Source organism: Sanguibacter hominis ATCC BAA-789 (assembly GCF_012396185.1).
Classification (GTDB): domain Bacteria; phylum Actinomycetota; class Actinomycetes; order Actinomycetales; family Cellulomonadaceae; genus Flavimobilis; species Flavimobilis hominis.
In genome coordinates, this window is sequence record NZ_JAAXOW010000004.1 from 78,983 (window position 1) to 99,611 (window position 20,629).

Annotated in this window: 24 protein-coding genes and 3 tRNA genes; 11 read left to right on the plus strand and 16 right to left on the minus strand. The window is 71.6% G+C overall.

Features of this window, described 5'->3' with window-relative positions:
• Positions 1-43 precede the first annotated feature (43 nt).
• Entirely contained in the window at positions 44-1,087 is a 1,044-nt protein-coding gene (locus HF995_RS11690; RefSeq protein ID WP_168447997.1) for a glycoside hydrolase family 6 protein, read from the plus strand.
• Positions 1,084-2,601: an RNB domain-containing ribonuclease gene (locus HF995_RS11695; protein ID WP_286189596.1), complete on the plus strand. Its 1,518-nt coding sequence runs from the start codon at positions 1,084-1,086 to the stop codon at positions 2,599-2,601. The genes HF995_RS11690 and HF995_RS11695 overlap by 4 nt, the downstream gene beginning before the upstream one ends.
• On the opposite strand, the gene HF995_RS11700 is transcribed toward HF995_RS11695, so the two are convergent.
• Both HF995_RS11700 and HF995_RS11705 read right to left on the minus strand, forming a co-directional pair.
• Positions 2,585-3,172: a GNAT family N-acetyltransferase gene (locus HF995_RS11700; protein WP_168447998.1), complete on the minus strand. Its 588-nt coding sequence runs from the start codon at positions 3,170-3,172 to the stop codon at positions 2,585-2,587. The genes HF995_RS11695 and HF995_RS11700 overlap by 17 nt on opposite strands.
• 43 nt (positions 3,173-3,215) lie before the next feature.
• Positions 3,216-3,587, minus strand: coding sequence for a sterol carrier family protein (locus HF995_RS11705; RefSeq protein WP_168447999.1), 372 nt, complete (start codon positions 3,585-3,587; stop codon positions 3,216-3,218).
• Between the two features lie 44 nt (positions 3,588-3,631).
• Here HF995_RS11705 and HF995_RS11710 point away from each other — a divergent pair, with 44 nt between their 5' ends.
• Positions 3,632-3,979, plus strand: a complete 348-nt coding sequence (locus HF995_RS11710; protein WP_168448000.1) for a hypothetical protein — start codon at positions 3,632-3,634, stop codon at positions 3,977-3,979.
• A gap of 91 nt (positions 3,980-4,070) precedes the next feature.
• Here HF995_RS11710 and HF995_RS11715 read toward each other — a convergent pair whose 3' ends face one another.
• Genes HF995_RS11715 through HF995_RS11730 form a run of 4 tightly spaced genes read right to left on the minus strand, consistent with a single transcriptional unit; the run spans position 4,071 to position 7,842 of the window.
• A complete protein-coding gene (locus HF995_RS11715) occupies positions 4,071-5,036 on the minus strand; it encodes a sulfate/molybdate ABC transporter ATP-binding protein (protein ID WP_168448001.1) in 966 nt (321 codons plus the stop codon).
• Between the two features lie 46 nt (positions 5,037-5,082).
• Complete coding sequence (locus tag HF995_RS11720) at positions 5,083-5,895, minus strand: sulfate ABC transporter permease (RefSeq protein WP_168448002.1); 813 nt, start codon at positions 5,893-5,895, stop codon at positions 5,083-5,085.
• The gene (gene cysT / locus HF995_RS11725; protein ID WP_350308876.1) at positions 5,888-6,808 is read right to left on the minus strand and encodes a sulfate ABC transporter permease subunit CysT; all 921 of its coding nucleotides are present in this window, start codon (positions 6,806-6,808) and stop codon (positions 5,888-5,890) included. Before cysT ends, HF995_RS11720 begins: the two co-directional genes overlap by 8 nt.
• Complete coding sequence (locus HF995_RS11730; RefSeq protein ID WP_168448003.1) at positions 6,805-7,842, minus strand: sulfate ABC transporter substrate-binding protein; 1,038 nt, start codon at positions 7,840-7,842, stop codon at positions 6,805-6,807. The genes cysT and HF995_RS11730 overlap by 4 nt, the downstream gene beginning before the upstream one ends.
• Before the next feature lie 244 nt (positions 7,843-8,086).
• On the opposite strand from HF995_RS11730, the gene purF reads away from it, so the two are divergent.
• On the plus strand, positions 8,087-9,634 hold the full coding sequence (gene purF / locus HF995_RS11735; protein WP_168448004.1) for an amidophosphoribosyltransferase: 1,548 nt from the start codon (positions 8,087-8,089) through the stop codon (positions 9,632-9,634).
• 61 nt (positions 9,635-9,695) lie between these two features.
• Positions 9,696-10,799 (plus strand): phosphoribosylformylglycinamidine cyclo-ligase, encoded by a 1,104-nt coding sequence (gene purM / locus HF995_RS11740; protein ID WP_168448005.1) that lies wholly within the window; start codon positions 9,696-9,698, stop codon positions 10,797-10,799.
• Between the two features lie 142 nt (positions 10,800-10,941).
• Here purM and HF995_RS11745 read toward each other — a convergent pair whose 3' ends face one another.
• The gene (locus HF995_RS11745) at positions 10,942-11,133 is read right to left on the minus strand and encodes a DUF3073 domain-containing protein (RefSeq protein ID WP_098458255.1); all 192 of its coding nucleotides are present in this window, start codon (positions 11,131-11,133) and stop codon (positions 10,942-10,944) included.
• A gap of 304 nt (positions 11,134-11,437) precedes the next feature.
• Between HF995_RS11745 and HF995_RS11750 the strand changes: the two genes are divergently transcribed.
• Positions 11,438-11,653: a BldC family transcriptional regulator gene (locus tag HF995_RS11750; protein ID WP_098458256.1), complete on the plus strand. Its 216-nt coding sequence runs from the start codon at positions 11,438-11,440 to the stop codon at positions 11,651-11,653.
• A gap of 152 nt (positions 11,654-11,805) precedes the next feature.
• Here the strand turns inward: HF995_RS11750 and HF995_RS11755 are convergent, their stop codons facing one another.
• The 5 genes from HF995_RS11755 to HF995_RS11775 form a co-directional block, all read right to left on the minus strand.
• Entirely contained in the window at positions 11,806-12,102 is a 297-nt protein-coding gene (locus HF995_RS11755) for a DUF3618 domain-containing protein (protein WP_168448006.1), read from the minus strand.
• On the minus strand, positions 12,099-12,539 hold the full coding sequence (locus HF995_RS11760) for a phage holin family protein (RefSeq protein ID WP_168448007.1): 441 nt from the start codon (positions 12,537-12,539) through the stop codon (positions 12,099-12,101). Before HF995_RS11760 ends, HF995_RS11755 begins: the two co-directional genes overlap by 4 nt.
• A 225-nt stretch (positions 12,540-12,764) precedes the next feature.
• Positions 12,765-12,837 (minus strand) — tRNA-Phe (locus HF995_RS11765).
• Positions 12,838-12,878: 41 nt separating this feature from the next.
• Positions 12,879-12,952: transfer RNA gene (locus HF995_RS11770), tRNA-Asp, on the minus strand.
• 44 nt (positions 12,953-12,996) lie between these two features.
• A tRNA-Glu gene (locus HF995_RS11775) sits at positions 12,997-13,069 on the minus strand.
• Between the two features lie 134 nt (positions 13,070-13,203).
• Here HF995_RS11775 and HF995_RS11780 point away from each other — a divergent pair.
• From HF995_RS11780 to HF995_RS11795, 4 genes are all read left to right on the plus strand, one after another.
• On the plus strand, positions 13,204-13,548 hold the full coding sequence (locus HF995_RS11780) for a metallopeptidase family protein (protein ID WP_168448165.1): 345 nt from the start codon (positions 13,204-13,206) through the stop codon (positions 13,546-13,548).
• 57 nt (positions 13,549-13,605) lie between these two features.
• The gene (gene galE, locus HF995_RS11785; protein WP_168448008.1) at positions 13,606-14,589 is read left to right on the plus strand and encodes a UDP-glucose 4-epimerase GalE; all 984 of its coding nucleotides are present in this window, start codon (positions 13,606-13,608) and stop codon (positions 14,587-14,589) included.
• Between the two features lie 86 nt (positions 14,590-14,675).
• Positions 14,676-16,121, plus strand: a complete 1,446-nt coding sequence (locus HF995_RS11790; RefSeq protein WP_168448009.1) for an MFS transporter — start codon at positions 14,676-14,678, stop codon at positions 16,119-16,121.
• 37 nt (positions 16,122-16,158) lie between these two features.
• Positions 16,159-17,076, plus strand: coding sequence for an alpha/beta hydrolase (locus tag HF995_RS11795; RefSeq protein ID WP_168448010.1), 918 nt, complete (start codon positions 16,159-16,161; stop codon positions 17,074-17,076).
• On the opposite strand, the gene HF995_RS11800 is transcribed toward HF995_RS11795, so the two are convergent.
• The gene (locus tag HF995_RS11800; RefSeq protein ID WP_168448011.1) at positions 17,042-17,383 is read right to left on the minus strand and encodes a hypothetical protein; all 342 of its coding nucleotides are present in this window, start codon (positions 17,381-17,383) and stop codon (positions 17,042-17,044) included. The two genes, HF995_RS11795 and HF995_RS11800, sit on opposite strands and share 35 nt — an antisense overlap.
• Before the next feature lie 31 nt (positions 17,384-17,414).
• On the minus strand, positions 17,415-18,326 hold the full coding sequence (locus HF995_RS11805; RefSeq protein WP_168448012.1) for a glycerophosphodiester phosphodiesterase family protein: 912 nt from the start codon (positions 18,324-18,326) through the stop codon (positions 17,415-17,417).
• A 129-nt stretch (positions 18,327-18,455) separates the two neighbouring features.
• Here HF995_RS11805 and HF995_RS11810 point away from each other — a divergent pair, with 129 nt between their 5' ends.
• Positions 18,456-18,890, plus strand: coding sequence for a DUF3592 domain-containing protein (locus HF995_RS11810; protein WP_168448013.1), 435 nt, complete (start codon positions 18,456-18,458; stop codon positions 18,888-18,890).
• Here HF995_RS11810 and HF995_RS11815 read toward each other — a convergent pair.
• Together HF995_RS11815 and HF995_RS11820 are read right to left on the minus strand one after the other, a co-directional pair.
• Positions 18,865-19,983, minus strand: coding sequence for an NAD(P)-binding domain-containing protein (locus tag HF995_RS11815; protein WP_168448014.1), 1,119 nt, complete (start codon positions 19,981-19,983; stop codon positions 18,865-18,867). The genes HF995_RS11810 and HF995_RS11815 overlap by 26 nt on opposite strands.
• Before the next feature lie 240 nt (positions 19,984-20,223).
• Positions 20,224-20,589, minus strand: a complete 366-nt coding sequence (locus tag HF995_RS11820) for an excalibur calcium-binding domain-containing protein (RefSeq protein WP_350308877.1) — start codon at positions 20,587-20,589, stop codon at positions 20,224-20,226.
• Positions 20,590-20,629: the final 40 nt, after the last annotated feature.

The window sequence follows — 20,629 nt, forward strand, 5'->3', positions numbered from 1 at the left end:
CGCTCGCCCTACCCGCCCGGCGGATCCGCGCTACGTTCGTCTCATGCCTCGCACCGCCCGACGCCGCCGCACCTCCGTCGCCCTCGCCCTGGCCCTGGTCCTCGCCGTCCCCGGCGCGACGGCCGCCGCCGGGACGGACCGCCTGCCCTCGACGCCCGACACCGCGGCTGCCGCAGGCGCTCACGTGTCCGTCGCGCGCGGCGTCGCGACCGCGACGAAGGCACGCAAGCTCTACGTCGACAAGGACAGCCAGGCCGAGACGGCCCGCAGGGCGGCCGTGAGTGCGGGCCGGACGAGCGAGGCGAAGAAGCTCAAGGTCATCTCCAGCACCGCCCAGGCGAAGTGGTTCGGCACCTGGAACCCGACGTCGACGGTCCGCAAGGACGTACGGACCTACACTCGCAAGGCGAGCAAGGCCAAGGCCGTGCCGCAGCTCGTCCTCTACGCGATCCCCGACCGCGACTGCGGCGGCTACTCGTCCGGCGGGTTCGACGCCGCGACGTACAAGCGATGGGTCCGCGAGGTGTCTGCCGGCCTGCGAGGCAGCAAGGCGATCGTCGTGCTCGAGCCCGACGCGCTCGGCCTCGACTGCGCCGGCGCCACGCGCGCCACGCTGCTCAGGTACGCCGTCGGCAAGCTCTCCGCCGCGGGCGCCCTCGTCTACATCGACGCGGGCCACTCGAACTGGCGCACGCCTGCGGACATGGCCAAGCGGCTCAAGGCGGCCGGTGTCGCGAAGGCGCGCGGCTTCGCGACGAACGTCTCGAACTTCCAGTCGACCAAGAAGGAGCGTGCGTACGCCGCGAAGGTGTCGAAGGCGCTCGGCAAGCTCGGGGTGAAGGCCAAGAACCGGCACTACGTGATCGACACCGCGCGCAACGGTCGGGCGACCGCGGGCGACCAGTGGTGCAACCCGCCCGGGCAGGGGCTCGGCGTGAAGCCCCGCTGGGTCGGGGGCTCGCGGCTCGACGCCTACCTGTGGGTCAAGCGCCCGGGCGAGAGCGACGGCACCTGCAACGGTGGTCCCGCCGCCGGTACCTGGTGGACCGAGTACGCGCTTGGACTCGTGGACCGGAGAGCGCGTTGACGCGTCACACGATGCGGCTCGAGCCGTCGCCGTCTCCTACCCTGGCGGACCGGTTCGAGCAGCTGCGCATCGACCTGGGGATCGAGGTGCAATTCCCCGCGGACGCGCTCGCCGAGGCGGAGGCCGCGGCTGCGCGTGTCGCTGCGGAGCTCGCGGCACCGCCTGGGGACGTGCTCGACGCCCGTGACGTCGCTCTCGTGACGATCGACCCGCCGGGCTCGATGGACCTCGACCAGGCGGTCCACATCGAGCGCGACGGGTCGGGCTTCCGCGTGCGCTACGCGATCGCTGACGTCGCGCAGGCCGTCACGCCGGGTGGCGCGCTCGACCGGGTGACGCGCGAGCGTGGCACGACCGTCTACGGGCCGGCGACGCGCCTGCCCCTGCATCCGCCCGTCCTGAGCGAGGGCGTGCTGAGCCTCCTGCCCGACGTCGACCGGTTCGCGTACCTGTGGGACGTGCGGCTCGACGAGCGCGGCGAGCAGGTGGACGCGCAGGTGCGTCGGGCGGTGGTGCGCTCGCGCGCACGGCTCAGCTACGCGGGCGCGCAGGCCGCGATCGACGACGGGAGCGCGACTGACGTGCTTCTCCTCCTGCGAGAGGTCGGAGTGCTGCGGCTGGACCGCGAGCGGGACCGCGGCGGCGTCTCGCTCGACGTGCCGGAGCAGCAGGCGGTGGTCGACGGCGCGGGCGTGCACCTCGAGTTCCGTGAGGTGCTGCCGGTCGAGGCGTGGAACGCGCAGATCTCCTTGCTGACGGGGATGGCGGCCGCGCGGATGATGGTCGCGGCGGGCGTCGGGATCCTGCGGACCCTCCCGCCTGCGGACCCGCGTGACCTCGAGCGGCTGCGGCGGGCTGCTGTGGCGCTCGGGATCGAGTGGCCGGCGTCGCTCGCGTATGCGGACCTCCTGGACCGCCTGGACGCGCGCACGCCTGCGCATGCGGCATTCATGAACGAGGCGACGTCGCTGTTCCGCGGTGCGGACTACCGTGTGCTCGACGCCGAGGCGGGGCATCCGCTGCCCGCTGACCCTGCGGACGCGCAGCACGCGGCGATCGCGGCGCGCTATGCGCACGTGACCGCGCCGCTGCGGCGGCTCGTCGACCGGTACGGGCTCGAGGTGTGCGCGGCGGTGAGCGCGGGTGAGCCCGTGCCCGCGTGGGTGCGCGAGGGTCTCGCTGGTCTGCCGGAGATCATGTCGTCGACGGGGCAGCGTGCGGCTGCGTTCGAGCGGGGCTGTGTGGACGCTGTCGAGGCGGCGGTGCTCAGGGGGCGTGAGGGCGAGGTGTTCGACGGCGTGGTCGTCGACACGAACGGCAGCCGCGGTCGCGGCACGGTGATGATCGCGGAGCCGGCGGTGCGCGCGAAGGTCTCGTCGCCGGGGGCCGATCTCGAGCTGGGCAGCCGCGTGCGGGTTCGGCTCGCGCACGCTGAGGTGGGCGACGGCAAGGTGGGCTTCGAGCTCGCGGAGGAGCCCGCCGCGGCGGGTGGAGGTGTCACCCGAGCGCGATGAGCCTGTCGCGGGTCTCGGCGCTCAGGCGCCGGTCGCTGAAGACGATCCGTTCGGCGTCGGCGGCGACGAGCGTGCGGTCGCGCGGGACGCCCCGCCACACCTGGGTGAGGCCCACGTGGTCGAGCACGCGGATCGATGCGGGGTTCGTCGCGAGCACGCGTGCGGTCACGGGGGCGTCGGGCTCGGCGCGGCGGGCGTGCACGATCCCCGCACGCGCGACCTCGGTCGCGAATCCCTTGCCCCATGCTTCGGGTGCGAGCCGGTAGCCGAGGTTCCAGCAGCCGACCGTCGACCACGTGACCCCGCCGACGCCGAGCAGTGGGCCGAGCGGGCCGTCCTCCACGAGCCGCATGGCCCAGCTGCCGCAGCCGTGCTCGGCGAGGCTCTCGAGCGAGCGCTCGATCATCGTGACCGTCTGCTCGACGTCCGTGTGACGGCCGCTCGGGAGGTGCCGCCAGGTGCGCTCGTCCGCGAAGATCGCGTGCACCGCGTCCACGTCCGCGTGCGAGAGCGGGCTCAGCAGGAGGCGTGCGGAGCGGAGGGGCGGTGCTGGGGCGAACGTGTCGATCATGGTCGGGACGCTATCGGCTGCCCCTGACACCGGACCTGCCGCGTCAGCGTGCGCGAGCGGCCTGCAGGGGAAACAGCCGGGAGATGTCTGCGCGCGTGCCGGACGCGCGCAGGCGCCCGTCGGCGACGGCCTCGGCCCAGGCGATCTCGCCGGTGACGATGCGGAGCCACGTCTGCGGGTCTGTCTCGACGACGTTCGGCGGGGTGTCCCGCGTGTGGCGCGGGCCATCGATCGCCTGGACGGCGCCGTCGGGCGGGATGCGGACCTCGACGGCGTGGCCGGGCTCGATCTCGGCGATCTCCTCGAGCGTGAAGCGGACGGCGGTCGCGCGGGCGCGTCGGTCGGTCGGGTCCTCGCGCCAGGCGGCGATCGCGGCGCGTCCTGCGGCGGGGTCGGTGCGGCGTCGTGCGGGCATGGCTCGATCGTAGGACGACCGCCCCGAGCGGCTAGGGTCGGAACGTGACTTCCACCGACCCGCAGCAGCCGAGCACGACGACGCCCGACCCCGCGCCGACGGACGCCACCGTGCCCGCGCCCGAGGCCGCAGCGAACGCCGAAGCGACGCCCGAGGTCGCCGTGACCGCCGTCGTCGACCCGAGCACCGTGCGCCGCGCGCCCCGGTTCAAGGCGTTCGCGCTGACGGGGATCGTCGTGGGGCTGATCGTGAGCGCGGCGCTCAACGTGTTCGCCCTCGAGCCTGGGCACCCCGGGTGGTCGCGCTCGATCCTCACGCTCGAGGTGACCCTTGCGGGTCTCGTCGTCGGGGTGGTCTGGGCGCTCGTCGCCGACCGCCGCTCACGCCGCTGAGGCGGGTGCCCTCGCCGTCCTTCGTCGGCACTGATCCCTCGCATGCACACCTGAGGCGTGCACGCGAGCGATCTGTCGCCTGGGGGTGCTGCTAGACCAGGGTGAGCGTGCGGGCGTCGGGCGCGGGTCGCAGCCAGACGGTCGACCCGCCGGAGGCGCCGAGCGCGCGCTGCTCCGCACGGGTGAGCGTCACCTCGGTGCGGCTGCCTGCGGTCTCGACCTCGAGCCGGACCTCGAACCCGACGCGCAGCGCCCGCACGACCCGCCCCTCGACGGTGGCGAGGCCGGCGGGCGGCTCGGTGAACACGTGCACGTCGTGCGGCCGCACGAGGCGGTCGCCGAGCGTGGTGACCGGCCCGAGGAAGCCCATGACGAACTGGTTCGCCGGGGTGTCGTAGAGGTCGTCGGGTGACCCGACCTGCTCGACGCGCCCTTCGTTGATGACGACGATCTCGTCGGCGACCTCGAGCGCCTCCTCCTGGTCGTGCGTCACGAACACTGTCGTCACGGGGATCTCGTCGTGCAGCCGCCGCAGCCAGTCGCGCAGCTCCTTGCGGACCTTCGCGTCGAGCGCACCGAACGGCTCGTCGAGCAGCAGCACGGACGGCTGGACGGCGAGCGCGCGGGCGAGCGCCATGCGCTGCCGCTGCCCGCCGGAGAGCTGTGCGGGCTTGCGGTCGGCGAACTGGGTGAGGTGCACGAGGGCGAGCAGCTCGTCGACGCGGGCGCGGACCTCGTCCTTGGGCGTCTTGCGGATCTCGAGGCCGAACGCGACGTTCTTGCGCACGGACAGGTGCTTGAACGCGGCGTAGTGCTGGAACACGAACCCGACGTTGCGCTTCTGCGCGGGCAGGCTCGTCGCGTCGCGGCCTTCGATCGAGACGGTGCCGGTGTCGGCCGTCTCGAGCCCGGCGATGATGCGCAGGAGAGTCGACTTGCCGCCGCCGGACGGGCCGAGCAGCGCGGTGAGCTGGCCGGTGGGGATGGACACGGAGACGTCGTCGAGCGCGACGAAGTCACCGAACTTCTTGCCGACGCCGCGGACGTCGATGCTCATGGTCGCTCCTGGAGGTGGGACGGGCGGAGGGGGTGGTGCGGTGCGCTCATCGGCGGGCCTTCGTCTCGGGCCGCAGGAAGGAGACCACGATGATGCAGGCGACGGAGACGGCGGCCAGCAGGAAGCTCGTCGCGTAGGCGGTGGCCTGCTCGAAGTCCTGGTACTTCTGCTCGACGAGGAGCGTCGCGGTCTGGGTGCGGCCCTCGAGGTTGCCGGAGACGATCTTCACGGCGCCGAACTCGCCGAGGGACCGGGCGAGGGTGAGGACGACGCCGTAGACGATCGCCCAGCGGATCGCGGGCAGCGTGATGCGCCAGAAGGTCTGGAGCCCGCCCGCGCCGAGGGACCGTGCGGCCTGCTCCTCGTCGGTGCCGATCTCGGTGAGGACGGGCACGACCTCGCGGATGACGAGCGGCAGCGACACGAACGCGGTCGCGAGCACGATGCCCGGTGTCGCGAAGATGATCTGCAGCCCGTTGGCCTCGAGCGTCGGTCCGAACCAGGTGCCGCGGCCGCCGTAGGCGAGGACGAGCGCGAGGCCGACGACGACGGGGGACACGGACAGGGGCAGGTCGAGCAGCGCGGACAGGAGGCGCTTGCCGCGGAACTCCTTGCGGACGAGCAGCAGCGAGATGCCGACGCCGAAGACGGTGTTGAGCAGGGTCGCCTGGAGGGCGACCGCGACGGTGAGCTTGAGCGCGAAGACGACCGACGGCTCGCTCAGCGTGTGCCGCAGCGAGGTGAGGCCGTCGGCGAAGGTGTTCTGCACGACGAGGCTGACGGGCCAGCCGACGAGCAGCACCAGGTACGCGACGACGACGGTGCGCAGCACCCAGGTGGTGGTCTTGCTCCTAGCCACGGGACGCCACCTTCCGCTGGATGAGGTCGAGCGTCGCGATCGCGAGGAGCGAGACGGCGAGCAGCAGCGTCGCGACGGCGGCGGCTGCCGCCTGGTCGCCGTTCTCGAGGTAGGACAGGATGCGCACGGACGCGACCTCGGTGCGCATGGGCAGGTTGCCGGAGAGCAGCACGAGCGAGCCGTACTCGCTGATCCCGCGGGCGAAGGACAGCGCGGCGCCGGAGGCGATCGCGGGGACGAGCGACGGGAGGATCACGCGGCGCAGGGTGGTCGTGCGGCTCGCCCCGAGGGAGGCGGCCGCCTCTTCGACGTCCTGGTCGAGCTCGGCGAGGACGGGCTGGACGGTGCGGACGACGAACGGCAGCGTGACGAACAGCAGCGCGAGCGTCACGGACGTCTCGGTGTTGGCGACGTTGACGCCGAGGGGGCTGCCGGGCCCGTACAGGGACAGCAGGACGAGCCCGGCGACGATCGTCGGCAGCGCGAACGGGATGTCGATGAGCACCTCGAGGAGGCGCTTGCCGGGGAACGAGTCGCGTACGAGGACCCACGCGATGACGGTGCCCATGATCATGTTGACGACCGTGACGACCAGCGCGTGCGTGATGGTGAGGCTGATCGCGGCGGCGGTCTGCGGGTCGGTGAGGGTCGCGCGGAAGGCGCCCCATCCGCCGTCTGACGTCGCGACGACGACGGCGGCGAGCGGGAGCAGGGCGAGCACGGAGAACCAGACGACGGCGATGCCGAGCCCCACGCGCGACGACGTGGTCAGGTCGCGGGGGCCCGGTGCGCGTCGTGCCCGCCGCGGGCGCCCCGGGGTGATGGGCGCGGGAGCCGTCGGCTCTGCGGACTCGTCCGAGACGGCCGGCCCGTGTGGGGCCGGCCGCTCGAGCGCGGTGCGCGGCGGGTTCACTTCTTGCCCGTCTCCTGCTGGATCTTGGTGACGAGGCCGGTGTCACCGAAGAACTTGGTGTTCGTCTCGCTCCACCCGCCGAAGTCGTCGGCGATCGTGAGCAGCTTCTCGGGGGCGGGGAAGGGGTTCTTCGGGGCGTTCGCGCCCTCGACCTCGATGGCGCCGACGTCGACGAGGGGGCGGAACCCCTTCGCGGCGAACTCTCGCTGGCCGTCGGCGGTCAGGACGAAGTCGAGGTACGCCTGGGCCTTCGGGTCGGCGTCCTTGAGGACGGCCGCGGGGTTCTCGATGAGGAGGGTCTCGGCGGGGACGACGTAGTCGAACGTCTCGCCGTTCTGCCGCGCGAGGATCGCCTCGTTCTCGTAGGAGATGAGGACGTCGCCCGTGCCGGACGTGAACGCGGTCGTCGCGTCGCGGCCGGAGCCGGGCAGGGCGGCGACGTTCTGGAAGAACGCCGTGAGGTACTCGGCGGCGTCTGCCTCGGTGCCGCCCTTCGCGATGACGGAGCCGTACGCGGCGAGGATGTTCCAGCGTGCCGAGCCGGACGAGCCAGGGTTGGGGGAGACGATCGTGACGTCGTCCCGGACGAGGTCCTCCCAGCCCTGGATGTTCTTGGGGTTGCCCTCGCGGACGACGAGCACGACGACCGAGTCGCTGACGATGCCCTTGTGCTCGCCGTCGTCCCACGTGTCTGCGACGAGGCCGGCGTCGACGAGGCGCGCGACGTCGCCCGTGAGGGAGAAGTGGACGTAGTCGGCGTCGAGCCCTGACTCGACGGCGCGGGACTGGTCGCCCGAGGCGCCGTACGACGTCGTCCACGTGGTCCCGGCGCCCGCGGAGGTCGTCGCGAACGCGGCCTGGGCGGCGTCGTTCGCGGCCTTGGGGACGGCGAATCCGACGAGGCTGAGCTGGGTGCTCGCGGCGGCGCCGCTCGTGGTGGCGTTGAGTGGCTCCGGGCTGCAGGCGCTCAGCGCCGTCGCCGTGAGTGCGGCCAGGGCAAGGGTGAGGACCCCTCGTGTCGAGCGTGCGGTCATGGTCGTGCCTTCGTCCGTGGGATGGGCCGGCGGGTGCCGGTCGGACTGGAACGTAACGGCAACCCGAGAGAATCGATCGACAATGCTCGGGCCGTCTCACATGTCAGAAAGGTCCGTCCAGGGACCGAGGTCCCAGCCGAGGTCGCGGGGCTCCAGGCGGCGGGCGCACAGACCCGTCGTGCGTCGGCTGTTCCGCATCGTGGGCCCGCGGGGAGGGCTCAGTGTGCTGTGGGACACTGAAGCCGTGGCCTTGCGCGGAGACGGACTGCTCAATCACGACCTCATGCCTGGCGAGAAGGGACCGCAGGACGAGTGCGGTGTCTTCGGTGTCTGGGCTCCCGGTGAGGAGGTTGCCAAGCTCGCCTACTTCGGGCTGTACGCGCTCCAGCACCGCGGGCAGGAGTCGGCTGGCATCGCGACGAGCAACGGCCAGCAGATCCTCGTCTACAAGGACATGGGCCTCGTCTCGCAGGTCTTCGACGAGACCGCGCTGAACGCGCTCGGCGGCCATATCGCCGTCGGCCACTGCCGCTACTCCACCACGGGTGGTGTCACCTGGGAGAACGCGCAGCCGACACTCGGCGCGACGGCGCAGGGGACGGTCGCCCTCGGCCACAACGGCAACCTCGTCAACAGCGCCGAGCTCGTCGAGCTCGTCGCAGAGCGCTACGGCGCCCAGCGCCGCGGTGAGCTCGCCCGCGGCAACACGACCGACACCGCGCTCATCACCGCCCTCTTCGCGGGCGACGAGGGGCACACCCTCGAGCAGACCGCCCTCGAGGTGCTGCCGCGCCTGCGCGGCGCGTTCAGCCTCGTCTTCATGGACGAGCACACCCTCTATGCCGCACGCGACCCGCAGGGCGTCCGCCCGCTCGTGCTCGGTCGCCTCGAACGCGGCTGGGTCGTCGCGTCCGAGACGTCCGCCCTCGACATCGTCGGCGCCTCCGTGGTCCGCGAGATCGAGCCCGGCGAGATGATCATCATCGACGACGAGGGACTGCGCTCCCACCGCTTCGCCGAGGTCAAGCGCGCCGGCTGCGTGTTCGAGTACGTCTACCTCGCCCGCCCCGACACGACGATCGCCGGGCGCTCCGTGCACGCCGCACGCGTCGAGATGGGGCGCCGTCTCGCCCAGGAGCACCCGGTCGAGGCAGATCTCGTGATCCCGGTGCCCGAGTCCGGCACACCGGCCGCGGTCGGCTACGCGCAGGCGTCCGGCATCCCGTTCGGCCAGGGCCTCACGAAGAACGCCTACGTCGGCCGCACGTTCATCCAGCCGTCGGACACTCTGCGCCAGCTCGGCATCCGGCTCAAGCTCAACCCGCTCCGCGAGGTCATCCGAGGCAAGCGACTCGTCGTCGTCGACGACTCGATCGTGCGCGGCAACACGCAGCGCGCCCTCGTGCGGATGCTCCGCGAGGCGGGCGCCGCCGAGGTGCACATCCGCATCTCCGCGCCGCCTGTGAAGTGGCCGTGCTTCTACGGGATCGACTTCGCGTCCCGCGCCGAGCTCATCGCGAACGGCCTCAACAAGGACGAGATCGCGGCATCGCTCGGCGCGGACTCGCTCGGCTACATCTCCCTCGAGGCGATGATCGAGGCGACCGAGCAGCCCGCCTCACAGCTGTGCGCCGCCTGCTTCACCGGCGAGTACCCGATCGAGCTGCCGGACGCCGAGCAGCTCGGCAAGCACCTGCTCGAGGCGGGTGACGCACCGCTCGGCAACCCGACCGACGGCCTGACGACGCTGGCCGTCGCCACGGGCGGCGGCGACGCGCTCACCCGTCCCTGACCGCAAGCACACCGTCCATCCCCGTGGTCCGCGAGCGGTCCACGACGCGAGGAGCGCACCGATGACCGAAGGAATCACGTACGCCGCGGCAGGCGTCGACACCGAGGCGGGCGACAAGGCCGTCGAGCTGATGAAGGCCGCGCTCGGTCGCACGCACGGGCCGCAGGTCCTGGGCGGGGCCGGTGGCTTCGCTGGCCTGTACGACTTCTCCGAGGTGCTGTCCTACCGCCGTCCGCTGCTGGCTACCTCGACCGACGGTGTCGGCACGAAGGTCGCGATCGCGCAGGCGATGGACAAGCACGACACGATCGGCTTCGACCTCGTCGGCATGGTCGTCGACGACATCGTCGTCGTCGGGGCGAAGCCGCTGTTCATGACGGACTACATCGCGTGCGGCAAGGTCGTCCCCGAGCGCATCGCGGACATCGTGCGTGGCGTCGCTGAGGCGTGCGCGGTCGCGGGCACGGCGCTCGTCGGCGGAGAGACCGCCGAGCACCCGGGCCTGCTCGGTGAGGACGAGTACGACGTCGCCGGCGCCGCGACCGGCGTGGTCGAGGCAGACGCGCTGCTCGGCCCCGACCGTGTCGAGGTGGGCGACGTGCTCGTCGCGATGGCGTCGTCGGGCCTGCACTCGAACGGCTACTCGCTCGTGCGCGCCGTCGTGAAGCATGCGGGCTGGGAGCTCGACCGCCACGTCGACGAGCTCGGCCGCAGCCTCGGGGAGGAGCTGCTCGAGCCGACGCGCGTCTACGCGTCGGACGTCCTCGCGATCGCGGGTGACCCGGCCACGCAGGTCCACGCGTTCACGCACGTCACGGGGGGCGGCCTCGCGGCAAACCTGGCGCGCGTGCTGCCGGCGGGGACGGTCGCGACGGTCGACCGGGCGTCGTGGGAGGTGCCTGCGGTGTTCCGCCTCGTGCGCGAGCTCGGTGGCGTCCCGCGCGGCGACCTCGAGAACACGCTCAACCTCGGCGTCGGCATGGTCGCTGTCGTCGGTGCGGACGGCGTGGACGCGACGATCGCGCGCTGCCAGGCGGCGGGGATCGATGCGTGGGTGCTGGGTGAGGTTGCTCACCTCGGGGCTGACGACGACCGTGAGGGCCTCGTCGCGGGGACGAAGGGCGTGCAGGCGGGCGCCGTGCGCCTCGTCGGCGACTACCGGTAGCCGAGGCTCGCGGGCCACGGCCCGCGGCGACTCGTCCCTGACGACAGACGAACGAGAGCGCCGTACACCTGGGGTGTACGGCGCTCTCGCTTGCTCGGGATCAGCTCGGCGACTGGAGGCCGTGGAGCTGTGGGGGAGCGAGTCAGTCGCGCTCGTCGTTCCAGTCCACGTACGGGTCAACGTCGTCCTCCGCCGCACTGCGGTGGTCGACGACGTCAGTCGCGCTGCGGCGGGAGAGCTCTTGCTCGAGCGCCCTGATGTCCGTAGGCGGGGTGTAGTACTTCAGCTCGCGAGCGACCTTCGTCTGCTTCGCCTTCTGACGGCCGCGGCCCATGGCTGTGACCCCCCTTACATAGAGGCAGGACTGGCTCGTGTCGGTATGCCGTCGATGGGCTCCGATGCACGGGCGGTCCGGCATGTTGACTCGTCTATTCGCCCCCAACGGTACATGGTCCGACGGTATTCCGACCACTTCGGTGTTCCCTGCCGATAAGGGGGGAGGGGTGAGCTGCAGGTCGATCCGGACGCATCGGTTCAACTGCGACGATCCTCACATCTTCACCCGTGCGTCCGGTCACTTCGTCCGGTTGCGGGTGGCATGATGATGCCTTATAAGAACGACGATGAAGGAGCGACCCATGCCAGTCCACGGCAATGAGTCCGACGTACTGCTGACTCCGGCCGAGGTGGCGAGCCTCTTCCGTGTTGACCCCAAGACGGTCACCCGCTGGGCCAAGGCGGGCAAGATCTCTGCGATCCGCACCCTGGGTGGTCACCGCCGATACCGCGAGGCAGAGGTTCTCTCGCTCCTCAACGAGAGCGCGACGCAGGCCGCTCTCGCCGACGGGAGCTGACGCAGCCGCACGCAGCGGCATCGTCGCACTTCGCGGCTGGGGGCACCGAGCGGTGACCCCCAGCCGACAGCACCCGTCAGATCAGACGAGACACGTCGACGGGGCCTCGCGGCCCCGTCCTTGGCGTACCCGGACACGGGCGCCCGGCGGTCTCAGCGGCGCCGCGCCACCACGAGCGTGACGAGAGCGGTCGCCCCGAGCGCGACACCGATGAGGATCTTGAGGTTCCGGCTGCGCTCCCGGTCGTGCTGCGGAGCGCCCTTTCCCGTCAGCAGCCCGCGCGCATCGACGGCGGCCTGCTTCGCTGCCTGAGCCGCCTCGGTGGCACGCACGCGAGGGTCGAGCCGCCCGGCAAGTGCGTCGACCGTCATGGCGAGGTCCGCGCGGGCCGCGAGCACCTCGGCCTCGGCAGCCGACAACGAGAGCTGGGGCTCCTTCTCGGCGCTCATCGGCGCAGTCCCTTCTTGATCTCCTCGACGTCGGCCTTGACGTTGTCGATGGCTCGTTCGGGCGTGGGTGGCGATCCTGCCTTGAGGGCCTTCGCGCCCAGTGCGGCGAGGATGCCGACGATGATGAGCAGCACCACGCCGACGATCAGGAACGCGAGCCACGGGGCGACGGCCTCGGCCAGGCCCAGCGCGGCGGCGTCGAGCAGCTTGCCGAGCGCGTAGAACGAGAGGACGCCGGCGAGCACGAGCAGTCCAGCGCCGATCCCGATCTTGGTGAGCTTCGCCTTGAGCTCCGCCTTCGCGAGCGCGATCTCCGCGCGGACGAGCCGCGTCGTGTGCTCGGTCAGCCTCCCGAAGAGCTCGCCGACCGACGGGTCGGCTTCCTTCGGTGCGCCGGCGCCGGTGCGGGCGCCGTCGCCGTGCAGCGGGTCAGTCATGAGATACCTGCCTTCGTCCGGCCGTTCGCGGGTGCGCCGACACTCCCACTCAATCGTGATTCGGAACGCGAGACAACTGTAGGGCGGCTGGGACGTGGGCGCAGGTAGTGACGTCGACGTGCTCGGGTGCCGCACGCTGGCGGCCGGAGCGGGTGCGCGGGGCGGCCGCTGGCGGTCGAGAACGACGAAGCCCCGCGCCGGGAACCGGGCGGGGCTTCTGTGATGTGGCCACTGGCAGGGTCGAACTGCCGACCTTTCGATTTTCAGTCGAACGCTCTACCAACTGAGCTAAGTGGCCGTAATCGACGACGCCCGGTCAGATGACCGGGCGATATCGAGCGACCCCGACGGGACTTGAACCCGCGACCTCCGCCGTGACAGGGCGGCGCGCTAACCAACTGCGCTACGGGGCCTTGTGGTGAGACAAGACCATACTGCATGTACTACAGGTGTTGCGTACCCCCAACGGGATTCGAACCCGTGCTACCGCCGTGAAAGGGCGGCGTCCTAGGCCGCTAGACGATGGGGGCCTAGTCGGTTCCGTTGGAGACCTCGGTAAGCATATGCGTACGGCGGCGTCCTGGCAAAATCGAGAGGATTCCGCGGCTCCGGGGCCCAGAGGCCGGCCGGCCAGGGCCCGGGGGATGATGGTGCCGTGATCGAGATGACCAGGGAGCGCTTCGAGGAGCTCGTCAGCGACGCCCTCGACGAGGTCCCGCAGGACCTGGCCGCGCAGATGGACAACGTCGTCGTCTTCGTCGAGGACGACGCGCCCCCGGAGGACCCGACCCTCCTCGGCGTCTACGACGGGATCCCGCTCACCGAGCGCGGGGCGTCGTGGGCCGCCGGCGCGATGCCCGACCGCATCACGATCTTCCGCAACCCCACGCTCGCGATCTGCGAGACAGAGGAGGACGTCGTCGACGAGGTGCGGATCACGGTCGTCCACGAGATCGCGCACCACTTCGGGATCGACGACGACAAGCTGCACGAGCTCGGCTGGGCCTAGCGCGACCGGACGTTCGGTCGCTGCGCCGAGAGTGCCCCGCTCGCTAGGATCGTGACCATGACCACCCTCGTCACCGGCGGAGCCGGATACATCGGAGCGCACGTCGTCCGCCTTCTCGAGCAGCGTGGCGAGCGCGTCGTCGTCGTCGACGACCTCTCGACCGGCTCGGCCTCCCGCATCGGGGACGCCGTCCTCGTCAAGCTCGACGTCGCGTCCCCGGAGGCCGTCGGCGTCCTCACGGCGACGATGCGCGAGCACGACGTCGACGCGGTGATCCACTTCGCCGCACGCAAGCAGGTCGGCGAGTCCGTCGAACGCCCCACCTTCTACTACCAGCAGAACGTCGGCGGCCTCACCAACGTGCTGACCGCGATGGAGGCCGCCAACGTCGACCGCCTCGTGTTCTCGTCGTCCGCTGCTACCTACGGCAACCCGTCCGCCGCGATCGTCGAGGAGAAGCTCCACGCGGAGCCGATCAATCCCTACGGCGAGACCAAGCTCATCGGCGAGTGGCTCGGACGCGCCGCCAACCGCGCGTGGGGCCTGCGCTTCGTCGCGCTGCGCTACTTCAACGTCGCAGGTGCCGGCTGGGACGACCTCGGCGACCCGGCGATCCTCAACCTCGTCCCGATGGTCCTCGACCGTCTGGAGCGCGGCGAGAAGCCGCTGATCTTCGGTGACGACTACCCGACGCCGGACGGTACGTGCATCCGCGACTACATCCACGTCAGCGACCTCGCCGAGGCGCACATCGCTGCGATCGAGTACCTCGGCAAGGACGAGCGGCCGCACGACGTCTTCAACGTCGGGACCGGCAAGGGCGCCTCGGTCCGCGAGGTCATCGAGCAGATCGGGGTCGCGTCCGGGCTCGACACGACCCCCGAGATCCGCGAGCGTCGCGCGGGTGACCCTGCGCAGCTCGTCGCGTCGTCCGAGCGGATCAACGACGTGCTCGGCTGGACGGCGCAGCACTCGTTCGAGGAGATCGTGCAGTCGGCGTGGAGCGCGTGGCAGGCCGGACCGCGCCGCATCGACGTCTGACCTGACCGGGTCCGGGACGGACGGCGGACACACGCCGTTCGTCTCGGCTTCCGATCTGCGTCGTCTCACCGGGCTACGATCCGAGCATGAGCGCCGACGACGCGCGGCTCGACGACGAGACCGCCCTCTCTGACCGCCCGACGTCTCCGTCTCCCGCGGCGCCTGTCCGGCTTCGCGTCGTGACCGCGTGGGCCCTCTGGGACTGGGGCTCCGCAGCGTTCAACGCCGTGATCACCACGTTCGTGTTCACACGGTGGATCACGTCGAGCGACTTCGTCGCGCGCGACGTCGTCGACGCCGCCGAGGCCGAGAAGGTCGCCGGCGTGGCGAAGGGCCCCGCGAAGCTCCTGCTCGACGGCGTCCTCGCCGACCACTCCGCGTGGCTCGGCTGGGGCCTCGCGATCGCCGGCGTGCTCATCGCAGTGAGCGCGCCCGTCGTCGGCGCCCGCTCGGACGACGGCGGCAGGCGCCGCCGCTGGCTCGCGGTCAACACGTTCGTCACGGTCGCCATCAGCGCTGCGATGTTCTTCGTCACACCCGACCCGGACAACCTCACGGGGAACCTCCTGCTCGGGATCACGCTCCTGGCGGCGGGCAACATCTTCTTCGAGCTCGCGTCGGTCAACTACAACGCGACGCTCACGCAGGTCTCGACGCCCGCGAACGTCGGTCGCGTCTCGGGCATCGGCTGGGGCGCCGGCTACCTCGGCGGCATCGTGCTGCTGCTCATCCTCTTCGTCGGGTTCATCAACCCGGAGGTCGGCTGGCTCGGGGTCGGCGACGACGGCGGGCTGCGCTACCGCGTCGCCGTCCTGTTCTCCGCGGTGTGGTTCGCGGTGTTCGCGGTCCCCGTGCTGCTCGCCGTCCCGGAGGTGCCGCCGTCGCCGACGCGCGCGCGGCTCAGCGTCGCGGGCGCGTACCGCAAGCTCTTCAGCGACGTCGCGAGGCTGTGGCGCGAGCGCCGCGACGTCGTGAAGTTCCTCATCGCGTCCGCGGTGTACCGGGACGGGCTCGCGGGCGTGTTCACGTTCGGTGCGGTCATCGCGTCGGGGACGTTCGGGTTCACGCCGTCGGGCGTGATCGTGTTCGCGATCGCAGCGAACGTCGTCGCGGGCCTCGCGACGATCATCGCGGGCTTCGTGGAGGACTGGGTCGGGCCGAAGCGCGTGATCGTCGTGTCGCTCGTCGGCCTCGTGATCTCTGGTGTCGCGGTGTTCTTCCTGCACGACGCAGGTCAGGGCGCCTTCTGGGTGTTCGGACTGCTCCTGTGCCTGTTCGTCGGGCCTGCGCAGTCGGCGAGCCGCACGATGCTCGCGCGGCGCATCCCGCCCGGGCGGGAGTCGGAGATCTTCGGTCTGTACGCGACGACGGGCCGCGCCGCGAGCTTCATGGCGCCAGCCGCGTTCTCGACGTTCGTCGCCATCTCGGGTGCGCAGTACTGGGGGGTGCTGGGCATCATGCTCGTCCTCCTCGTGGGCCTCGTCCTCCTCGCGCCCATCTCGGACAGCGCTCGCGACGAGGTCGCGGCGTAGCCTGCTGACAAGCACCGACGACCGCACGGGGGTAGAGATGCGCTGGGTCGCAGACGAGCTCGACGGCTTCGAGAAGGCGACGTTCGACCTCGAGGGGGACGACGACGGACCGGTCGTGGCGACGCTCGTGCGCCGCGTGCAGCCCGAGGGGGCGCCTGCCCGGCGTCGTGCCGTGCTCTACGTGCACGGCTACAACGACTACTTCTTCCAGACGCACCTCGCACAGCGCTGGGAGGACGAGGGCTACGACTTCTACGCGATCGACCTGCGCCGGTGCGGCCGGTCGTGGCGACCGTGGCAGCTCGCGCACTTCGTCGAAGACCTGCGTGACTACCGGCCCGAGCTGACGGAGGCGGCGGCGTGGATCCGCCGCTCGCACGACGTGCTGGTCGTCAACGCGCACTCGACCGGCGGACTGACCGCGAGCCTGTGGGCGCACTCCTTGCGGCGGAAGGTCGCCGTCGACGCGCTCGTCCTGAACTCACCGTGGTTCGATCTCGCGGCGCCCTGGTTCGACCGGGAGGTGGCGACGCGCGTGCTCGACGTCGTCGGGCCGCTCGGGCCCACGTACGTCCTCGATGCCGCACCGTCCACGTACGCGCAGCGGCTCCACGTCGCGGGCGGTGGCGAGTGGGACTACGACGTCGCGCTCAAGAACCCCGACGGCGTCCCCGTGCGCGCCGCCTGGCTGCGCGCCGTGCGGCGCGGGCACCGTCGCCTCGCGCGCGGGCTCGCGGTGCGCTGCCCGGTGCTCGTGTGCACGAGCGACCGCTCAGGACCTGACGGCGACGTCGTGCTCGACGTCGAGCAGATCGAGGCGCGGGCCAAGCAGGTCGGCGCCGACGTGACGCTCGCGAAGATCCCTGGCGGTGTCCACGATCTCGCCCTGTCGCCCGAGTCGGCGCGCGAGCAGTACTTCGCTACCATGTTCGACTGGCTGTCGCAGAAGCTCTGACCTGCGAGGCTGCCGCCCAGACGGCGGCAGCGAGCCCGACGACCGTGGGCAGGACGAGCCACGGGACCGTGCCACGGCTCCCGACATTGTCGAGGCGGAGCCCGTAGTAGGCGACCCACGCGCTGAGCTGGAGCGCCAGCGCTCCGAGCGCGACCGCGGTCGCCACGGTCAGGGCCCGCGTCGCGCGGCCTTCGTGCCGCCGTCGGCGCGCGAGCCAGAGCGCACCGACCAGGACGCTCGGGGTCATGAGCCAGACGACGAGCGCGGGCACCTCGCGGATGTCACGGATGATCAGCTCCAGCACCATCGGTAGTCCTCTCGTCGTGCCCTGCCTGTGCTCACATCGTCGTGGCGCGCTGGCTCGTCAGGGTGGACGCCTTGTGGAGGTCGCGTCGGGAGAGCGCGGCGCGGAGCTCGCGCGGGGTGTTCGTCGTGAGCTCCGCGACGCCGAGGCCGACGAGGAGCTCCGCGTCCGTGACGTCGTCGACCGTCCAGACGCGCAGGGTACGGCCCTGCGCGACGAGGGCGCGTACGTCGTCCGGGTGCGCGCGGCACCAGGCGACGGACGGGCCGAAGCCGCCTACCGCGCCGTCGATCACGAGGGCCATGCCGTGCGCGACGAGCGCGCGGGCGGCCGCGACCGTTGTGGGCGTCGGCTGCGCGCCGGGGTCGAGGTCCGCGACGAGCTCCGCGTCGGAGAGCTCGTCGACGAGGAACATGAGCGCCCCGCCCGGCACGTGGGGCGCGAGGTGCTCGAGCGACGACGGGAAGAAGCTCATGAAGCACACCGTCACCTCGGAGTCGCCGAGACGACCGGACTCGGGGTCCCAGCCGTGGCCGCGCAGCACGTCGAGCGTCGCGTCCTCGAGAGCGTGCCCGAACGGGCTCGGGTGCTTGAGCTCGACGACGAGCACGACCGGCCGGTCGGCGGCGATCGCGAGCAGGGCGAGCTCGCCGAGCGTGAGGACCTGCGTGCCGGCCTCGCCGTGCGAGTCAGGTACGGCGGGCGTGCGCCACGAGAACGCGTCGAGAGCTCGCAGCTCGGCGAGCGTGAGGCGATGCAGGTCGCCCGTCGCGTCGCTCGTCCGGTCGAGGGTCGCGTCGTGCCACAGCACGACCTCGCCGTCAGCCGTGAGCTGCACGTCGCACTCGAGCCCGTCCGCGCCGTCGGCGAGGGCCTGCACGTAGGCCGCGCGCGTGTGCTCGGCGAAAGCGGCGCTCGCACCGCGGTGCGCGATGAACGTCGTCATGCCTCGACCGTAGCGGGACCGTGCGGGCATCCTTGACGGCGCGCGCCGGTAGCGGTGGCGGGCCGACGGCGTGCACGGAAGGATGGGGCGGCCGCCGCGTCGGGCGGCTGACTCAGGGGAGGGGTGGACATGATCGGATCGGCCGGAGTCGGGGTCGTGCTCGGGCTGCTCGTGTGGATCGGGCTGCTCGTCGCGGCGATCGTCCTGATCGTCAAGGGGGCACAGGGGCGCAAGCAGGTGCCGCGCGTCGCTGTCGAGGGTCGCGTCGTGCAGCGGTGGCAGCTCGGCGGCAACGCCCACACGATCGAGTTCGACTACCCGATGCCCGACGGTACGTGGCGGCGCTCGAGCGGGCGCCTGCCGATGTTCTTCAAGCCGTACGCGGACGGCCAACCCATCACCGTGTATGTCGACCCGTCGAACCCACACGACGCCGTCGTGGACCCGGAGAAGAACGGGAACTCGCGCGCGATGTTCGCGGGAGTCGTGCTCCTGATCCTCGCCCTCGCTATCGGTGGGATGGGCGGCGTCGCCCTCGCTATCCTCGCGCAGCTGCCGCGCTGAGCGCGGGCGCGGCCTGGTCGAGGCCGCGAGCCGCAGCGATCGCAGCCTTGCGTCCGGCGCGTGTCGCGCCGAGCGTCGACGCTGACGCACCGTAGCCGACGAGCAGCACCCGGGGGTCGCGGTCGACGACGGTCCCGTCCGTCTTGATGCCACCGCCGGGCTCGCGCAGCCGCAGCGGTGCGAGGTGGTCGAGCGCCGGACGGAAGCCGGTCGCCCACAGGATGACGTCGGCGTGCACCGTCTCCTCCGGACCGCCGTCGCGCCCGGGGAAGATGACGCCGTCCGGCACGATCCGCGTGAACATCCCGCGCGAGACCAGCAGGCCCGAATCGATCGCCCGCTGGTACTCGGGCGTCAGCGCGAGACCCGTCGCCGCGACGACGCTGAGCGTCGGCAGCCCCGCGAGCGTGCGCGCCTGCACGCGCTTCTCGACGTCGAGCCCCCACTCCGTGTCGAACGGCCGTGACACCCATTCGGGTTCGCGGCGCGTCGCCCACGTCGTCGACCGTGCGACGCCGTCGAGCTGCAGCAGGAACTGCGTCGCTGACGCGCCCGCGCCAACGACGACGACGTCGAGGTCGCTCATCTCCTGGACCGACCAGAAGTCGCGCGTGTGGAGCTGCCGGCCGCGGAACGTCTCGCGGCCGCGCACGTACGGCCAGTACGGGCGGTCCCACGTGCCGGTCGCGGTGACGACTCGGCGCGCCCGCCACACGCCCGCGTCCGAGGTGACGGTGAGCGGCCCGTCGGGCCCGTCGTCGGACGTCACCGCCGTCACGCGTGCCGGGCGCACGACCGGCAGGTCGAAGCGCCGCTCGTACTCGCCGTAGTACCGCTCCACGACCTGGGACGACGGCTCCGCCGGGTCGGGTGTGCCGAGCGGGAGGCCGGGAAGGTCGTGGATGCCGTGCGCCCCGCCGAAGGTGAGCGACGGCCACCGGTGCCGCCACGCCCCGCCGGGGCCCTCGTTCGCGTCGAGCACGACGTGCTCCACGCCGAGCCGCCGCAGGTGGTACGACGCGGAGAGCCCGGCCTGACCGGCGCCGACCACGACGACGTCGACCGTGCCGCGGTCCTGGCCGTCGGACGTCATGCGAGCCTCCTGGGAGTGTCTGTCTGCCTGGGAAACACCCCGGTGGCGGAGACCATTCCGCACAGTGATGGGGGCCACCTGTTGCGGCAGGACGATGCGGCCCGCTCACAATGAGGGGTGCCGACGACACTGAGCAGCGCGGACGTGCGGGCGCTGTGGCTGACCGGGGCCAGTCGCTACGCCCGGTTCCTCGGCACGCCTCTCGACGCGGTCACCGTCCAGGGTTGAGCGGAGGCCGGGTCATCGTTCGCAGGCGATGCCGTCCTTGTCGCGGTCCTTGGTCTTGTTCGCCGCGTAGAGCGCTGCCGAGACCTTCGGCTTGTACTGGGAGGCGGCGGGTACCTTCTTGCCGCGCACGACCTTGGTGTTCCGGGCCTTCTTGCTCTTCGCGACGCCGCCCGGGTACTTCTTGTTGAGCGCCGTGCAGTTCGCGTACTTCTTCGAGGCGCCCAGCACCCCCGCCACGCTGGCCGACGCGGACGACGGCACTGCCTGGGTGGAGGCCTGCGGTACGGCAGGGAGCGGAGCGGACGTCGCGGCGGTCGCGAGCAGCGGCCCTACGACGAGGGCTGCGGTCAGGGTGAGTGATACGGCTGCACGGCGCACGTTAGCCTCCCGGCGGTGTCGGCCCGCCCACGCTGGCGGA

What these genes read in the sequence shown, in the direction of transcription:
- HF995_RS11730 (WP_168448003.1), bottom strand. Translation starts at nt 7,842, where the DNA reads ATGACCGCACGCTCGACACGAGGGGTCCTCACCCTTGCCCTGGCCGCA.
- HF995_RS11795 (WP_168448010.1), top strand. Translation starts at nt 16,159, where the DNA reads ATGCGCTGGGTCGCAGACGAGCTCGACGGCTTCGAGAAGGCGACGTTC.
- HF995_RS11755 (WP_168448006.1), bottom strand. Translation starts at nt 12,102, where the DNA reads ATGAGCGCCGAGAAGGAGCCCCAGCTCTCGTTGTCGGCTGCCGAGGCC.
- HF995_RS11805 (WP_168448012.1), bottom strand. Translation starts at nt 18,326, where the DNA reads ATGACGACGTTCATCGCGCACCGCGGTGCGAGCGCCGCTTTCGCCGAG.
- HF995_RS11700 (WP_168447998.1), bottom strand. Translation starts at nt 3,172, where the DNA reads ATGATCGACACGTTCGCCCCAGCACCGCCCCTCCGCTCCGCACGCCTC.
- HF995_RS11745 (WP_098458255.1), bottom strand. Translation starts at nt 11,133, where the DNA reads ATGGGCCGCGGCCGTCAGAAGGCGAAGCAGACGAAGGTCGCTCGCGAG.
- HF995_RS11750 (WP_098458256.1), top strand. Translation starts at nt 11,438, where the DNA reads ATGCCAGTCCACGGCAATGAGTCCGACGTACTGCTGACTCCGGCCGAG.
- HF995_RS11815 (WP_168448014.1), bottom strand. Translation starts at nt 19,983, where the DNA reads ATGACGTCCGACGGCCAGGACCGCGGCACGGTCGACGTCGTCGTGGTC.
- purM (WP_168448005.1), top strand. Translation starts at nt 9,696, where the DNA reads ATGACCGAAGGAATCACGTACGCCGCGGCAGGCGTCGACACCGAGGCG.
- HF995_RS11780 (WP_168448165.1), top strand. Translation starts at nt 13,204, where the DNA reads ATGACCAGGGAGCGCTTCGAGGAGCTCGTCAGCGACGCCCTCGACGAG.
- HF995_RS11715 (WP_168448001.1), bottom strand. Translation starts at nt 5,036, where the DNA reads ATGAGCATCGACGTCCGCGGCGTCGGCAAGAAGTTCGGTGACTTCGTC.
- galE (WP_168448008.1), top strand. Translation starts at nt 13,606, where the DNA reads ATGACCACCCTCGTCACCGGCGGAGCCGGATACATCGGAGCGCACGTC.
- HF995_RS11760 (WP_168448007.1), bottom strand. Translation starts at nt 12,539, where the DNA reads ATGACTGACCCGCTGCACGGCGACGGCGCCCGCACCGGCGCCGGCGCA.
- HF995_RS11790 (WP_168448009.1), top strand. Translation starts at nt 14,676, where the DNA reads ATGAGCGCCGACGACGCGCGGCTCGACGACGAGACCGCCCTCTCTGAC.
- HF995_RS11690 (WP_168447997.1), top strand. Translation starts at nt 44, where the DNA reads ATGCCTCGCACCGCCCGACGCCGCCGCACCTCCGTCGCCCTCGCCCTG.
- HF995_RS11810 (WP_168448013.1), top strand. Translation starts at nt 18,456, where the DNA reads ATGATCGGATCGGCCGGAGTCGGGGTCGTGCTCGGGCTGCTCGTGTGG.
- HF995_RS11705 (WP_168447999.1), bottom strand. Translation starts at nt 3,587, where the DNA reads ATGCCCGCACGACGCCGCACCGACCCCGCCGCAGGACGCGCCGCGATC.
- HF995_RS11800 (WP_168448011.1), bottom strand. Translation starts at nt 17,383, where the DNA reads ATGGTGCTGGAGCTGATCATCCGTGACATCCGCGAGGTGCCCGCGCTC.